At 55.3% G+C, this 16,077-nt stretch carries 13 protein-coding genes and 5 tRNA genes; 3 read left to right on the top strand and 15 right to left on the bottom strand.

Translation table 11 applies throughout. The features are described from left to right. From AA74_RS1000000122550 to AA74_RS0101410, 5 genes are all read right to left on the bottom strand, one after another. On the bottom strand, positions 1–179 hold a 179-nt coding region (locus AA74_RS1000000122550), incomplete at its 3' end, for a GTP-binding protein (RefSeq protein ID WP_010287081.1). A gap of 118 nt (positions 180–297) precedes the next feature. Beyond that, positions 298–373, bottom strand: a tRNA-Thr gene (locus tag AA74_RS0101395). Between the two features lie 6 nt (positions 374–379). Further along, positions 380–454: transfer RNA gene (locus tag AA74_RS0101400), tRNA-Gly, on the bottom strand. A 117-nt stretch (positions 455–571) separates the two neighbouring features. Then, a tRNA-Tyr gene (locus tag AA74_RS0101405) sits at positions 572–656 on the bottom strand. 8 nt (positions 657–664) lie between these two features. Continuing rightward, a tRNA-Thr gene (locus tag AA74_RS0101410) sits at positions 665–740 on the bottom strand. 317 nt (positions 741–1,057) lie between these two features. Between AA74_RS0101410 and coaA the strand changes: the two genes are divergently transcribed. Then, positions 1,058–2,008, top strand: coding sequence for a type I pantothenate kinase (coaA, locus tag AA74_RS0101415; protein ID WP_021242480.1), 951 nt, complete (start codon positions 1,058–1,060; stop codon positions 2,006–2,008). Between the two features lie 43 nt (positions 2,009–2,051). Here coaA and dppF read toward each other — a convergent pair whose 3' ends face one another. The 9 genes from dppF to AA74_RS0101465 all read right to left on the bottom strand — a co-directional run bounded on the left by dppF (position 2,052) and on the right by AA74_RS0101465 (position 12,647). Beyond that, positions 2,052–3,065, bottom strand: a complete 1,014-nt coding sequence (dppF, locus tag AA74_RS0101420) for a dipeptide ABC transporter ATP-binding subunit DppF (RefSeq protein ID WP_025910474.1) — start codon at positions 3,063–3,065, stop codon at positions 2,052–2,054. Next, the gene (gene dppD, locus AA74_RS0101425; RefSeq protein WP_008502772.1) at positions 3,062–4,045 is read right to left on the bottom strand and encodes a dipeptide ABC transporter ATP-binding protein; all 984 of its coding nucleotides are present in this window, start codon (positions 4,043–4,045) and stop codon (positions 3,062–3,064) included. Before dppD ends, dppF begins: the two co-directional genes overlap by 4 nt. 10 nt (positions 4,046–4,055) lie before the next feature. Further along, positions 4,056–4,958 carry a dipeptide ABC transporter permease DppC gene (dppC, locus tag AA74_RS0101430; RefSeq protein ID WP_008502771.1) on the bottom strand — a complete coding sequence of 301 codons (903 nt, stop codon included), beginning with the start codon at positions 4,956–4,958 and terminating at the stop codon, positions 4,056–4,058. Between the two features lie 9 nt (positions 4,959–4,967). Beyond that, complete coding sequence (gene dppB, locus AA74_RS0101435) at positions 4,968–5,987, bottom strand: dipeptide ABC transporter permease DppB (protein WP_024909087.1); 1,020 nt, start codon at positions 5,985–5,987, stop codon at positions 4,968–4,970. 177 nt (positions 5,988–6,164) lie between these two features. Continuing rightward, positions 6,165–7,772, bottom strand: a complete 1,608-nt coding sequence (dppA, locus tag AA74_RS0101440) for a dipeptide ABC transporter periplasmic-binding protein DppA (RefSeq protein WP_008502769.1) — start codon at positions 7,770–7,772, stop codon at positions 6,165–6,167. 620 nt (positions 7,773–8,392) lie between these two features. Then, positions 8,393–8,469 (bottom strand) — tRNA-Pro (locus tag AA74_RS0101445). Between the two features lie 91 nt (positions 8,470–8,560). Further along, positions 8,561–10,252 (bottom strand): kdo(2)-lipid A phosphoethanolamine 7''-transferase, encoded by a 1,692-nt coding sequence (eptB, locus tag AA74_RS0101450; protein WP_008502768.1) that lies wholly within the window; start codon positions 10,250–10,252, stop codon positions 8,561–8,563. Positions 10,253–10,510: 258 nt separating this feature from the next. Further along, complete coding sequence (locus AA74_RS0101455) at positions 10,511–11,713, bottom strand: MFS transporter (protein ID WP_008502767.1); 1,203 nt, start codon at positions 11,711–11,713, stop codon at positions 10,511–10,513. A gap of 238 nt (positions 11,714–11,951) precedes the next feature. Beyond that, complete coding sequence (locus AA74_RS0101465; RefSeq protein ID WP_021242477.1) at positions 11,952–12,647, bottom strand: autotransporter domain-containing protein; 696 nt, start codon at positions 12,645–12,647, stop codon at positions 11,952–11,954. A gap of 165 nt (positions 12,648–12,812) precedes the next feature. On the opposite strand from AA74_RS0101465, the gene tag reads away from it, so the two are divergent. Continuing rightward, positions 12,813–13,394: a DNA-3-methyladenine glycosylase I gene (gene tag, locus AA74_RS0101470; protein WP_025910485.1), complete on the top strand. Its 582-nt coding sequence runs from the start codon at positions 12,813–12,815 to the stop codon at positions 13,392–13,394. Continuing rightward, positions 13,372–13,818 (top strand): N-acetyltransferase, encoded by a 447-nt coding sequence (locus AA74_RS0101475; protein ID WP_008502764.1) that lies wholly within the window; start codon positions 13,372–13,374, stop codon positions 13,816–13,818. The genes tag and AA74_RS0101475 overlap by 23 nt, the downstream gene beginning before the upstream one ends. Here AA74_RS0101475 and AA74_RS0101480 read toward each other — a convergent pair. Next, positions 13,781–16,060 (bottom strand): molybdopterin guanine dinucleotide-containing S/N-oxide reductase, encoded by a 2,280-nt coding sequence (locus AA74_RS0101480; RefSeq protein WP_050437722.1) that lies wholly within the window; start codon positions 16,058–16,060, stop codon positions 13,781–13,783. The genes AA74_RS0101475 and AA74_RS0101480 overlap by 38 nt on opposite strands. Positions 16,061–16,077 lie beyond the last annotated feature (17 nt).

Raw genomic sequence — 16,077 nt, forward strand, 5'->3', positions numbered from 1 at the left:
CCACGAGCTTTTTCTTCTGGTGCGTTATCGATCTGGTCGAATGCACGAGCAGAACCACCGTAGGTTTTTGCCAGAACGGTAGTGATTGCAGCGGTCAGCGTTGTTTTACCATGGTCAACGTGGCCGATAGTACCGACGTTAACGTGCGGTTTTGTACGTTCAAACTTTTCTTTAGACATCGATTGTCCCTCTAAGACACGGATAAATCGGTGATATCACCACATCAACCAGGCGAAATGCCTGAATTGTTGAATACAGTAAAATTGAAACAGAGAGAAACGGGAAGGAGAAGTGAAGTGGTGCTGATACCCAGAGTCGAACTGGGGACCTCACCCTTACCAAGGGTGCGCTCTACCAACTGAGCCATATCAGCACGTATTGGAGCGGGCAGCGGGAATCGAACCCGCATCATCAGCTTGGAAGGCTGAGGTAATAGCCATTATACGATGCCCGCATCCTGAAACTCGGCTACCCAGTTCTTTCTGTAACAAAAAAAGAGATTTCTCTCTTTTTCAGTTTGAGCTGGCTAATTTTTCCAACCAGCTCCGGCGGCATTTACGCTGCCAGAAAGTGGTGGTGGGGGAAGGATTCGAACCTTCGAAGTCTGTGACGGCAGATTTACAGTCTGCTCCCTTTGGCCGCTCGGGAACCCCACCGGACTTGATGGTGCCGACTACCGGAATCGAACTGGTGACCTACTGATTACAAGTCAGTTGCTCTACCTACTGAGCTAAGTCGGCATCAAGTAGCGCGCATTCTATGGATACCTGCGCGGTCATGCAACTAAAAATTTGCATAAAACGTTCTTTCGCTCACATTTTATGCTAACAGCGTGTTGAGCGCTGTAAAAGTAGTCATTCACGGTCAAATAATCAACATGTAAGGGGTATTTGCACTGTAAACACCGTAGCGTGACGGCCTCCGCGTAACGCAGCGCTTTCCATCTTTTTTCTTATTATTCCTGTCATCTGGTGTTAACCTCCTGCCCATTGTCCAAAATTAACTGTGTGATGAGCCACGATCCGGCAGTTTCGTGCTGGCTCACTGAAGCATGCTTATGAGCAAAAAAGAGCAAACGTTAATGACGCCTTATCTTCACTTTAACCGCAGCCAGTGGGCTGCCCTGCGTGATTCCGTCCCTATGACGCTGACGGAAGGTGAAATCGCACGGTTAAAAGGGATAAACGAAGATCTGTCCCTTGAAGAAGTGGCAGAAATTTATCTCCCCCTCTCGCGCTTGCTTAACTTCTATATCAGCTCGAACCTGCGTCGTCAGGCGGTGCTGGAGCAGTTTCTCGGGACGAACGGTCAACGCATTCCTTATATCATTAGTATCGCAGGCAGCGTGGCCGTGGGTAAAAGCACCACCGCACGCGTCCTGCAGGCACTGTTGAGCCGCTGGCCGGAACACCGCAGCGTGGAGCTGATCACGACCGACGGCTTCCTGCATCCGAACGAAGTATTAAAAGAACGCGGGCTGATGAAGAAGAAAGGCTTCCCGCTCTCTTATGATATGCACCGTCTGGTGAAATTTGTCTCCGATCTGAAATCCGGCGTGCCTCACGTGACGGCGCCGGTCTATTCGCACCTGATCTACGATCGCATCCCGGGTGGGGATAAGACGGTGGTCCAGCCGGATATTCTCATTCTGGAAGGTCTCAACGTGCTGCAAAGCGGCATGGACTATCCTCACGATCCGCATCACGTCTTTGTCTCGGATTTCGTCGATTTCTCTATTTATGTCGATGCGCCGGAAGACCTGCTGCAGAACTGGTACATCAACCGCTTCCTGAAGTTCCGTGAAGGGGCATTCACCGATCCGGATTCCTATTTCCACCACTATGCTCAGCTTTCTGAAGAAGAAGCGATCAATGTGGCGACGGGGCTGTGGAATGAGATCAACTATGTGAATCTTAAAGAGAACATCCTGCCGACGCGCGAGCGTGCGAGCCTGATCCTCACCAAGAGCGAGAAGCACGCCGTCGACCAGATTCGCCTGCGGAAATAATCAAGCAGACATAAAAAAACCGGCTTAGCGCCGGTTTTTTTCGTTATGCGTGTGGCTTCTCGCCATTTTCATCCTGATCGACCGCGAAGCAGGCCACCAGCTGCCCCCCATACTCCTTTAACTGCGGCTGTAGCTGGGTGCAGGGGCCAAAGCGGCGGCTGCAGCGGGCGTTGAATGCACATCCCGGCGGCGGATTCAGCGGGCTTGGCAGCTCTCCCGTCAGCTTTATGCGCTCACGACGATCGTCCGGGTTCAGACGCGGCGTCGCAGACAGCAGCGCCTGGGTGTACGGGTGACGAGGGTTATTAAAGATCTGGTCTTTGGTCCCCTTCTCCACGCAGCGCCCCAGGTACATCACCATCACTTCATCGGCAATATGCTCCACCACCGACAGGTCGTGGGAGATGAACACGTAAGAGAGCCCCAGCTCCTGCTGGAGATCCATCATCAGGTTCAGCACTTGCGCCCGTACGGAGACGTCGAGCGCCGACACCGGCTCATCGGCAATCACCACGTCCGGGTCAAGCATCAGCCCGCGTGCGATGGCGATACGCTGACGCTGGCCGCCGGAGAACATGTGCGGGTAGCGGTCATAGTGCTCGGTTTTGAGGCCGACCTTCGCCATCATCGCCAGCGCTTTTTCACGGCGCTGCTCTTTGCTCAGATTGCTGTTAATCAGCAGCGGCTCTTCCAGAATCTGCCCCACCTTTTTACGCGGGTTCAGCGAACCGTACGGGTTCTGGAACACAATCTGGATTTTCTGGCGACGCAGCTTCTGCGCCTGCGGGTCGTGCTTGAGCAGATCCTGCCCCAGATAATAGAGCTCGCCGCCGGTCGGCACTTCAATCATCGTCAGCAGACGGCCCAGCGTGGATTTCCCGCAGCCGGACTCCCCCACCACCGCCAGCGTTTTACCGCGTTCGAGGTTAAAGGAGACGCCGTCCAGCGCTTTCACCAGGCGTTCAGGGGCAAACAGCCCCTTCTTCACCGGGTAATATTTTTTCAGGTCGATGGCCTGCAACAGCGGCTGTTGCGTGGTGGCCTGTTGCGTACTCATAGTGTTGGCCTCCCGGCATCATCGAGTGGGTAGTGGCATTTCGACTGACGACCGTCAGCCAGCTGGTTCAGCTCTGGTTCTTCCGCCCGGCATTTGTCCGTCGCATACGGACAGCGCGGATTAAGCAGACAGCCCTGCGGACGGTCATATTTGCCCGGCACCACACCCGGCAGCGACGCCAGACGCGCTTTATCCTGAGCAAACTCCGGCAGCGCGCGTAAAAGCGCCTGGGTATACGGGTGACGCGGCGCGCGGAAGATATCGTGTGAATTTCCGGTCTCGACCACCTGGCCGGCATACATCACGATGATTTTGTGCGCAGCTTCAGCCACCAGCGCCAGATCGTGCGTAATCAGCACCAGCGCCATGTTCTCTTTCTGCTGCAGCTCCAGCAGCAGCTCGATGATCTGTGCCTGGATGGTCACGTCCAGCGCCGTCGTCGGTTCATCCGCAATCAGCAGCTTTGGCCGACAGGCAATCGCCATGGCGATCATCACGCGCTGGCTCATCCCGCCTGAAAGCTGGTGCGGGTAAACGTCCAGACGCGATGCCGGGTCAGGAATGCCCACCTGGTTCAGCAGGTCGATCGCCCGCTGACGACGCGTTTTCTTATTCCCGCCCTGATGCACCTTGATTGCTTCCATAATCTGGAAACCGACGGTGTAGCACGGGTTCAGGCTGGTCATCGGATCCTGGAAAATCATCGCCACTTCCGCACCCACCAGCTGGCGGCGCTGTTTCTCAGAAATGCGCTTCAGGTCCTGACCGTTGAACTGCAGGTTTTCCGCCATCACGCGGCCCGGGTAATCAATCAGCCCCATGATCGCCAGCGAGCTCACTGACTTACCGGAACCGGACTCCCCGACAATGCCAACCACTTCGCCCTGATTTACGCTATAGCTGATGCGGTCCACGGCGCGAAACGGGGTGCCTTCATCGCCGAAGTGCACCGATAATTTATCTACATTTAATAACGCCATCTCGTGCCTCTTACTGCTTCAGTTTGGGATCAAGCGCATCACGCAGGCCATCACCCATCAGGTTAAATGCCAGCACCGTCAGCAGGATTGCCAGACCCGGGAAGGTGACAACCCACCAGGCGCTTTGTGCGAACTGCAACACGTCGGAGAGCATGGTGCCCCACTCCGGTGTTGGCGGCTGCGCACCCATGCCCAGGAAGCCAAGAGCGGCCATATCGAGAATGGCGTTAGAGAAACCGAGCGACGCCTGAACGATCAGCGGCGCAAGGCAGTTCGGGAAGATATTGACGAACATCTGGCGCATCGCACCGGCACCTGCCACGCGAGAGGCGGTGACGTAATCGCGGTTCACTTCCACCAGCACCGCCGCACGGGTTAAACGCACGTAGTGAGGAAGCGCCACGAACGTCAGCGCCAGGGCGGCGTTACCGATCGACGGACCGAAGATCGCCACCAGCACCAGGGCCAGCAGCAGGCTTGGCAGCGCCAGCATGATGTCGACGATACGCATGATGATGTTATCAACGATACCGCCGAAGTAGCCGGCAACCAGACCCAGTACGATCCCCATAATCAGGGATAACACCACCACCAGGCAGCCGACCAGCAGCGACAGGCGCGCACCGTACATCAGACGCGACAGCACATCGCGGCCCACATCATCGGTCCCCAGCAGGTGCGCCAGGCTACCGCCATCCTGCCAGGCAGGCGGGGCGAGCAGCGCATCGCGGAACTGATCCGCCGGGTTATACGGCGCGAGGACGTTCGCAAACACCGCAATCAGGATCATGATAGCGACATACACCAGCCCCACCACCGCGCCTTTGTTGCGCTTGAAGTAGTGCCAGAACTCCTGCATCGGCGTCATCGGAACCGGTGCAGCAACAACTTTGTTTTCAGAAACCTGTGACATGATGGCCCCTTACTTCTTATGACGAATACGCGGGTTCACCACGCCGTACAGCAAATCGACCAGCAGGTTGACGAGGATAATCATCGTCGCGACCAGCAGCACACCGCCCTGCACCACCGGATAGTCACGGCGTTGCAGCGCGTCAATCAGCCAGCGGCCCAGGCCCGGCCAGGAGAAGATGGTTTCGGTCAGGATCGCCCCCGCCAGCAATGTCCCCACCTGGAGACCGATAACGGTCACCACCGGCAGCATGGCGTTACGCAGCGCATGGACGATAATGACGCGCATACGCGTCAGGCCCTTGGCGCGCGCGGTGCGGATATAATCCTCACCCAGCACTTCCAGCATCGATGAACGGGTCATACGCACGATCACCGCCAGAGGAATGGTGCCCAGCACCATGGCAGGCAGGATCATATGCGCGACGGCATCCATGAAGTTGCCCTCTTCGCCCCAGATAGCCGTATCAATCAGCATAAAGCCGGTGAGCGGGTTGGTGTCATCCAGGAAGACCATATCGCTGACGCGCCCGGAGACCGGTGTCAGGTTAAGCTGCACCGAGACCAGCATGATCAGCATCATGCCCCACCAGAAGATAGGCATGGAGTAGCCGGTCAGCGCCAGGCCCACGGCGGTGTGGTCAAAAATAGAGCCACGCTTAACGGCAGCCAGTACTCCGACAGGAATACCCACCGCGGTGGCGAAAATCATGGCGCAGACGCCAAGCTCCAGCGTCGCTTTAAAACGCGGCACGAACTCGTCCCACACCGGAAGACGGCTTTTCAGTGAAATCCCTAAATCACCGTGCAGCACGCCCCAGATATAGTGGAGATACTGCTGCCACATTGGCTTATCGAGGCCGAGTTCAGCCAGCAGCTGTGCATGGCGCTCAGGGGAAATACCACGCTCGCCCGCCATAATCATTACCGGGTCGCCGGGGATCATATGGACGAAGGCAAAAGTGAGAAGGGTGATACCGATAAACGTGGGGATAACAAGTCCCAGACGTCGGAGGATGAACTGCAACATAACCCGGATTCTCTCTGATGACGCACGACCAGTGGCGTGACGTCTGTATTGCTCACAAATCTTATCCCCTCTCCTTTCAGAGAGAGAATTAAGCACTGCTGCCGGGTGGCGCTACGCTTACCCGGCCTACATACCGTAGGCCAGTGCAAGCGCAGCGCCGCCTGGCGTTGCTTTTAATTATTCAACCGATACGTTTTCGAAGTGGTGTTTGCCCAGTGGATCAACCACGTAGCCTTTCACTTCTTTACGCACTGGCTCGTACACGGTGGAGTGAGCAACAATCAGCGCCGGAGCCTGATCGTGCATAACAACCTGCGCCTGCTTGTACAGTTCAATACGTTTGTTGTGATCGTCGGTCGCACGCGCCGGCTGGATCAGATCTTCAAACGGCTTGTAGCACCAGCGAGAGTAGTTAGAACCGTCTTTTGCCGCCGCGCAGCTGAACAGGGTAGCGAAGAAGTTGTCCGGATCCCCGTTGTCACCGGTCCAGCCCATCATCACTGCCTGGTGCTCACCCGCTTTGGCGCGCTTCAGGTACTCGCCCCACTCGTAGGTCACAATCTTGGCCTGTACGCCAATCTTCGCCCAGTCAGCCTGAACCATTTCTGCCATACGGCGTGCGTTCGGGTTGTACGGACGCTGTACCGGCATCGCCCACAGCTCAACGGTGAAGCCTTTATCCTGGCCCGCTTCTTTCAGCAGCGCTTTCGCTTTCTCAGGATCGTAGGAGTAATCTTTAACGTCGTCGTTATAGCCCCACATGGTTGGTGGGATCAGGTTTTTGGCTGCAACGCCAGCGCCCTGGTAAACCGCCTTGATGATCGCTTCTTTGTTCACCGCGTAGGTCAGCGCCTGACGCACTTTCACGTCATCAAACGGTTTCTTCTCGGTGTTGAAGGAGAGATAGCCCACGTTCAGGCCAGCCTGCTCCAGCAGGTTGATGTTCTTATCCTGCTTCATGCGGGCGATGTCAGCCGGGTTCGGGTATGGCATCACCTGGCATTCGTTTTTCTGCAGTTTTGCATAACGTACTGACGCATCCGGCGTGATGGAGAAGACCAGACGATCAATCTTCGGCTTGGTGCCCCAGTAGCCTTCGAATGCTTTATACAGAATACGGGAGTCTTTCTGGTACTGCAGCAGCTGGAATGGACCGGTACCGATTGGGTTCAGGTCGACTTTTTCCGGCGTACCGGCTTTCAGCATGTTGTCCGCGTACTCTTTGGACAGAATTGAGGCGAAGTCCATGGCCAGGTCAGCCAGGAACGGTGCTTCCGGACGTGTCAGCACGAACTGAACGGTATTATCGTCCACTTTTTTCACTTCAGAGATCAGATCCGGCAGACCCATCCCTTCGAAGTATTCATAGCTGCCGCCAGAGACTTTGTGGTACGGGTTCTGAGCGTTTTTCTGACGGTCGAAGGAGAACACAACGTCGTCGGCGTTAAAGTCGCGCGTTGGTTTGAATTCTTTGCTGTCCTGCCACTTCACGCCCTTGCGCAGGTGGAAGGTGTAGGTTTTACCGTCTTCGCTGACGTCCCACTTCTCGGCCAGACCCGGAATCACTTCCGTGGTACCGGTTTTGAATTCAACCAGACGGTTATAGATCGGTACAGAGCTTGCATCGTAAGTCGTACCAGAGGTAAAGAGCTGTGGGTTAAAGCCTTCCGGCGAGCCTTCAGAACAGTAAACCAGGGTTTTTGCCTGTACGCTTGCTGCCACGGTCATAGCCACCAGGCTCAGACCAAGCTTCAGCATCCCTGACTTCTTCAAGGAAATACTCATTATTCTGCTCCAATGTGATGTTTTGCTTTGTTGTGTTACGCCGCCAGACCTTTATTTATTTTTTACCCGGTCCGGTCGGAGGTGCCCGAAGGCGTTAAAGGGATGGAGAATCCTTTCAGAAGAGCGTTTGAGTTGCAGCGCAGATCGTCCCTGAAATGCCCCTCATGCCCTACAATCTGTCAACAGAATGTGAAAACGTCAATACAGGTGACGGGGATTTACGCTGAGTGTGAGAAACCGCAAACAAAGATTAAAAAAACCATGAGCGTCAGTTTTCAGCAGGGAAATTTATGCTACTCGCCATGTTGCAGCACAACTATCTTCATATTTCGCAACAATCAGTGATTAACTTTTATTCAGAATGGGTAAATTTTCTTGCAGAATGGTGATTATCTGAGCACTAAATACCGCGAACGTTAAAACGCACAGCGAAAAATGCTGAGGTTATCCATAAGCAACGCGAAAAAAGATCAATCTATATATAAAAAAATACAATGGATTATGTCACAAAATCGTTAACAGGCAGGGAGAAGCGGGCGTAAGGGGCGTTTTGATTACTCTGAAGAGCTAAGGCCATAATGCAAAAAGGGCTAACCTTACGGTTAGCCCTTTTCAGAATGTGGTCGGCGAGAGAGGATTCGAACCTCCGACCCACTGGTCCCAAACCAGTTGCGCTACCAAGCTGCGCTACTCGCCGAATGCGGAGCGCATCTTACTGCTGAGGTGCGCCCCCGTCAATCCCTTATTTTCAAAAAGCCATTCAACTGGCGATATTCTCGCCAGAGCAGCTACTGCGCGGCTTTTGCGCTGTTATCAGGGAGTTTACACCAGTTGTTGTTTTCGTTAATCCCACCGTTCGGTGAGGTGTAGCCGAGACAACCCATAATGGTGTCGTACAGCTCAACGTGACGACGCGGCACCTTCATTTCCGCCTCTTTCTTCAGATGGGCAAACATCTTCGCTTTCTCCGGGTCTTCCAGGTACTTATCGGACATCCACACCATCATTGGCACGCGGAACTGCTCCGGCGGCGCCATCTTGCGTGGCGTACCGTGCAGATGTTCGAACTCATTGATAGATTCACCGTGGTCCGCCGCATAGAAGACAATAGCCTTCTTATCGCGAACCTGGTCAATCACCGAATCAATAAAGTGATCCACATACATCACGGAGTTGTCATAAGAGTTAATCAACTGGGCTTTGGTGCAGTCTTTATCCACTCCGACGCACTCCGGCGTCCATTTGGCAAAGCTGCGGGGGTAGCGCTGCGTGTAGTTAAAGTGCGACCCTTTGGTATGAAGGATGATCATATGCTTACCATCAGGATTCCCGTTGAGTGAGAGTTTCATCTCATCAATCAGCAACATGTCATCGACAGGTTTGCCACGGTTGCGCGCCTCTGCGCCAATCTGCTCGCGGTAGGAGATGTTTTGCGCCATGGTGTTGCTGTAGAACCACATCTCACTCTGCATCGCATAGAGGTCGGAGGTAAACCCAAGCTGATGCAGCACCGAGAAGACGTTTTGCTCTTTTAGCGTACGCTGCGGGTTGTCGCTCGCCCCGCCCTCGCGCACAAACATGCAGCGCAGGGAAAGCTTGGTGGCGGTATCACAGGAATAGCCACGATAGGCAATCAGGTTCTTTTCCTGCGCCAGTTTAGGCGTGGTATCACGGTTATAGCCGAGAATGCCCATATGATCCCAGCGTGTGGTCTCTCCGATAATAAAGACGACGTAGGTATCGTCGATATCCTTTGGCGCCACATAGGTAAACTTCTTCGCCGGGTTTATCAGCGACTTATTATCCGAGGACTCATCCACCTGCGCCCACGCATACAGCCCTAGCGCGGAGATCCAGTTAGACGGTAAATACGAGTTGGCAACCACGCCACCGTAGCTCGGCATATCCACGCCGGAGGTACGCTCATCATTCTTCTGCTTCACCTCCAGCAGACGAATCGGCCCCCAGACCATCAGGCCCGCCAGCAGCACCACGGCGACGCTTCTGAATCGCTTTCCTGGCGTGCGGATCTGGTGAACAAGGGTATAGCGGCAGCGGTTGCTCCAGATGAGCAGCAGCGGCAAGGCGCTGACCGCTACCAGCCAGAGGATAAAGTGCAGCCCCACAACCTCTTTAGAGAGGTCGATATCCGTGGTCATCACCGAGGCAATAATGCCGTAGCCAATCACCACGTTCATAAAAGTCATGTAATAGCTGGCACCCGCCGAGCACAGCACGATAAACGTTGCCAGCACTCGCCACACGCGACGGCCAAACAGGGTAAGAATACGGAATAAAAAGAAGGTGACCAGTACCGCAGCGACCAATTCGACAACCGCTGCAATTCCTTTCCAGACGGTAAAATCATGCGCGTAACCGTCAAACCGACGGAAAAAAACTGCGCCGTTCATAAACAGGCCGATGTACAACGCCAGCAAAAAGCAGAGCTTTTGTTGCGCCATCGATTTAATGTATTTCATGCAAGCTACCCGGAAAAAGGGACAATACCGCCGCCCACCTCAATCAAAAAAGTGGGCAGATTAGACATACGCTCAGGGGATCGTTCAATGAAACGTCTACAGGCGTGGTAAGTAGACCACAGGGAAGCGGAAAAGTGGCAGCAGAGAGTGTGATCAGTACAGTTATTTACAAAAAAGCAAATCCAAAAACAGACAAAATCGCTTTATTTCCAGGTTAAGAAAATAAAAAGGCCGGATTACCGGCCTTTCTCGTCGCGATTATGCATGAACTTCTTTAAAAACTTCACGTTGCGGCTGGCGAATCGTGGTTGACAGCGCCAGGGAGATAATCAGCAAGGCAAATATCACGCAGAAGGTTACGTAGAACCCGCCGAACAGGGAAGCAATCAGCGAGCCGCAGATACTGCCGATCCCGAAGCCCAGATAGATCACGCCGTAGTTTTTCGCCAGATTGTTCAGGCCAAAGAACTCGCTCACCAGTGACGGGAAGACGGTAATGGTGCCGCCGAAGTTAAAGGCCACGCAGGCAATTGCCGCGAAGAAGGTGGCTTCATTCAGCGGAGCGAACAGCAGCGCCGCCATACCGACCAGCGAGACCACCTGCCCAATCGTAATCACGCGGATGCGGGCGATTTTGTCGGACAGAATACCGAGGACCAGACGACCGGAGAGGTTAGCAATGGAGATCACAGTCACCGCGTTGGCCGCCGTGGCTGCATCCAGTTTCACCATCCCCTGCGCGATATCTTTCGCCACGCCGATGACATACAGGCCGCTCATGCAGGCCGTCAGGAACATCACCGCCAGCATCCAGTACTGCGGTTTACGCATGGACTGCGCGAGGGTGAAATCATTCTCCACCACGCCATTCACGGATTTCACTTCCTGCTGCGGCGCATCCTTCATCAGCGTGGCGCCGAACAGAATCATCACCAGCACGATTGCGCCCCAGATCATGAAGGTCTTTTCGAGGCCAACGGACGCCAGCAGATGGGCATCGATAAATTTGAACCCGAGGCTGCCCAAACCATAAGAACCAATGGCAAACGCGGAGATTAAGCCTTTACGTTCCGGGAACCACTTCACGCAGTTTGACAGCGTCAGCAGATAGCCCGCGCCGTCCGCCAGTCCCACCAGCACGCCCGCACTCAGCCAGAGCATCATCAGATTGCTGGAATGCGCGGTCAGGAAAAAGCCCAGCCCCAGCAGGATGCCGGACGCCATGGTCACGCGCTTCACGCCAAAACGCTCCTGCAGCTTGCCCGCGACGGAAGATGAAATCGCCAGACCCAGGCTCAGCAAACCAAAGGAGAACGCGACCTGGCTGACCGGTGCGCCGAGTTTGTCAGAAAGCGCACTGTTAAACAGGCTCCAGGTATAGACCGATCCCAGCGCAAACTGAGTGACGATGGTACCAAAGAGCGTGAGCCAGCGCGTGCGGTTATAGGTTGATGTGTTCATGGCAGTTGTCCTGCAAGATAAATTGAGGGAATTCGCTGAGGACAACGATAAACAAAACCTCAATATGCCTGGGGTAAAACGGCATGAAATGCAGGCGGAACGGAATGAAATGCCTGGAATCGGGAATGAATGACCTGGCACGGGAATAAAGCGACAGCGTGTTAGTATCTGCTATCGCTGTAAAGCCCGTGGTTATTGTATTCGAGATGTTATCGTAACGTTTAAAAAAGTAACAACGCTAGAAATTGGCGCTGACGCCGAGGGTGTATAAAAACTCCTCACCGGTGGTGGTATGCTCCCCCTGAGCCAGCGAGGCATAGGCCGCCATGTGCGTATTAAAGGGAATATCCGTTCCCACGGTGACATCCATCCAGCTGCCGTTTTGGGCAGGAGCTGGCGTTTGCGGCATACCAAACTGCGATTTCCACTGGTTTTCACCAAACTGTTGGTTATAGCTGATCTGCGCCCAGGGCCGGAGATCGCCGTACTGGGTGTTAACACGCCACCCCAGCGTGCTGACGCTGGCATGCCAGAGCGGGTCCGTAACTGACTGTGTCGACGCGCTATCACCAAACTCGTTAATCATCATAGGAGCCGTGCCGTCGTACCGCCACGCCACCACCGGGCCGGTGGTAATTCGCGCTGAAACGGGAAAATTCCAGCCTACGCTCATCGCCCCCTCTGTCGTGCTGCCAGACGGTATATTCAGAGCAAGACCCGGCGCATTTTGCGAAGACTGAATACGCTCCGCGAGAATATCCTCATAGCGCGGTTGGTGATCCGCGTCCCATGTATAGCGTTCCGCCGTATTATTTTGGGCGTCTGAAACGATATATTCCTGTTGCCAGGCAGACGCTGTATTACAAAAAAACAGGCAGGCTGAAATCCCCACCAGGCCAGACACAGCATGGCGACCACTGATTTTTTTTATCATCTTCAACGCGACCCCAGAGAGAGCCGAATTCGGCGATATTTGTCGTTATTCAGGAAGAGCTTAGAGAGCATATGGCCCTGTATTAACTATTGTCTTTATAGTAAACACGTCAAGCCAGTCAGAACGAAATTTTTGCGAAATCAGTATCAATAAGGGAGATGACGGATGGAACGTTGCGGTTGGGTAAGCCAGGATCAGCTTTATATCGACTATCACGATCGGGAATTGGGCGTGCCGGAAAGGGATGGCAAAAAGCTCTTTGAGATGATCTGCCTGGAGGGCCAGCAGGCGGGGTTATCATGGATTACGGTACTGAAAAAACGCGAAAATTACCGCAGCGCTTTCCACCAGTTCGACCCCGTCGCCGTCGCCGCGATGACCGATGAGGACGTCGAGCGACTGGTGCAGGATGCCGGCATCATCCGCCATCGTGGTAAGATCCAGGCCATCATCGGTAACGCACGCGCTTATCTGGCGATGGAACAAAACGGCGAATCATTTTCAGATTTTGTCTGGACGTTTGTGAATAACGATCCGCAAGTCACGGAGGCGACCACGCTCGCGGAAATTCCGGCCGCCACTCCGGCCTCGGATGCGCTCTCGAAGGCCCTGAAAAAACGCGGCTTTAAGTTTGTCGGCTCCACCATCTGCTACGCCTTTATGCAGGCCTGTGGCCTGGTCAACGACCACGTTACCGGCTGCTTCTGTCATCCGGGAGGCCATCATGATCCGCAAATGGCAAAATGAAAATACCGCGCCGCTGCTGAGCCTGTGGCTGGAAAGTACCACGGAAGCGCATCCGTTCATCGCGCCGAATTACTGGAAAGAGAATGAGGCCATGGTGCGGGACGTTTATCTGCCGTCCGCTGAAACCTGGGTCTGGGAGCAGGACGGCGAACCTTGCGGATTTATCAGCGTGATGCAGTCTCAGTTTGTCGGCGCCCTGTTTGTGGCGCCGTCATGCATCGGGAAAGGCATCGGGCGCGCGCTGCTGAACCATGTTCAACAGCGCTTCCCGCACTTAACCCTGGAGGTGTATCAGAAAAATGTCCGGGCGGTGAATTTCTACCATGCTCAGGGCTTTCGCATTGAAGACAGCGCCTGGCAGGATGACACCCAACACCCGACGTGGATTATGAGCTGGCAGGCGGATCAAACGCCGTTAAGGTAAGCTCGGGACCCGTATATTTCTCGACCCAGGCCAGCGCCGTGTTCCCTGCGCAACCATTCCCCAGCTTCGAGCTGGGGAGATCTTTGGTCAGCACGTTAACCGCCCCGTTTTTACAGATACCGCCTTCGGCGAGCTCAAGGTCAGGCCATGCGCCCTGATGAATGCAGATCACGCCCGGCTTAATCCCGTCGCTCACCACCGCCCCTGCCAGCACCTGTCCACGCGCGTTCCAGACGCGCACCACGTCGCCGTCCGCAATCCCGCGCGCTTGCGCATCAAGGGTATTCAGCGTGATGGGCTCTCGCCCGGCGACCGCATACTGCTCGCGCAGGGAGGTATAGTTAAGCTGGCTGTGCAGACGGTGCGCGGGATGGGCAGATAACACCTGCAGCTGATCCGGCCGGGCGTTGCCGTGCCATTCGTCCGGCTCGAGCCACGTGGGATGCGGCGGGCAGTCAGCATAGCCAAAGCTGGCGATGCGCTCGCTGTAGATCACGATCTTACCGCTCTCGGTTTTCAGCGGGTGGTTCTCCGGATCGCGGCGGAAATCGGCAAAACGAACAAACTTCGCGTTCTGTTCGCTCTCCGGCATTTCGACGATCTGGTTCGCCTCCCAGAACTCAGTAAATGGCGGGAGCGTCACGCCCTGCGCCGCGCCGCGCTGTCCGGCAATCTGGTAGAAGGTTTCCAGCCATTCGAGATCGGTTTTTCCCTCGGTAAAACGCGCGCGACCGCCCGCTTCCCACCGCTCGCTCAGTTCAGCAAACACGTCGAAATCATCGCGCGCCTCATCGCGCGGGGCCACCACGCGCTTCATCGGGACCATATGCTGATTGCTGTAGTCGCCGGTCATGGTGAGATCGTTACGCTCAAACGAGGTGGTCGCCGGGAGCACGATATCAGCGTGTTTCGCCGAGGCGGTCCAGAAGCACTCGGAGATCACCACCAGCTCCGGCTTCTGCCAGGCGCGGATCAGGCGGTTGGTATCCTGATGGTGCGTGAAGTTCGACCCGCCCGCCCACCAGACAAATTTAATATCCGGGAAGTGGCGGTCGAGACCATTGTGCTGATAAAAACCGCCCGGATTTTCCAGGGCTTCAACAATACGCGCCACCGGGATTTTATCCACGGCATCCTCGCCCCCCTGCACCGAACCTTGCAGAGACGCCAGCACCGCCGCTTTACGCGTGGGGTTACCGCCATTGGCAAAGTGATAGGAGAGACCAAAACCGCCGCCCGGCGTACCGATCTGCCCCAGCATCGCGGCGAGGGTCACCAGCATCCAGTGTTTTTGCTCGCCAAACTGCTGGCGCTGCATCCCCCAGCCGGACATCAACATCGTGGTGTTTTTATGGAATAACGCCGCCAGTTCGCGGAGTTTATCCGCAGAAACACCGCAAATGTCAGCCGCCCACTCTGCCGTTTTGGCCACGCCATCCGTTTTACCCGTCAGATAGTCGGCGAATTTATCGAAGCCGGTGGTACAGCGCGTCAGGAATTCGACATTGTGCCAGCCGTTTTCCACCAGGGTATGGGCGATACCCAGCATCATTGCCACATCGGTGCCCATATGCGGGGCAATCCACTCGGCGCTGTCGCCGAAGAAATCCAGGGTTTCAGAGCGCATCGGGTCAATGCAGATGATGCGCTTGCCGCTTTTGCGCAGCGCGTCGAAATAGCCAATGCCCTGCTCGTCGCTGGCATTCCAGGCAATTTTCAGCGTGTTAAGAGGGTTAGCGCTCCACAGCACCACCACGTCGGTATGCGCCAGCACCAGCGGCCAGCTGGTCTGCTGCTGGTACACTTCGTTCCCGCCCACGACGTACGGCATGATCGCCTGCGCCGCACCGGTGGAGTAATCCCCCAGATGACCGGTATAGCCTCCCGCCAGGCTCATATAGCGCTGCAGCAGCGTCGACGCCTTATGCAGCACCCCGTTAGAGCGCCAGCCGTAGGACCCGGCGAAAATCGACGACGGACCGTAACTGTCGCGAATGCGCTTGTGCTGGGTGTGGATCAGCGCCAGCGCGTCATCCCAGCTCACGCGAACAAACTCATCCTGACCGCGAATGCCCTGCGGCTTGTCAGGTGAGGCGAGAAAACCTTTACGCACCATCGGCCAGCGCACGCGTGTTTTGCTGTGCACCTGATCGCGAACGACGGTCTGTAAAGAGTTGGGATGTTGTGTTGGCAATGCTCCGCGAGACGACAGAACATTTTCGCCATCGGTTTCGACCAGCATTGGCCCCCAGTGGGCGG

Origin of the sequence: Enterobacter sp. 5-4, from assembly GCF_000612205.1 — a bacterium.
Taxonomy (GTDB): Bacteria; Pseudomonadota; Gammaproteobacteria; order Enterobacterales; family Enterobacteriaceae; genus Enterobacter; species Enterobacter roggenkampii.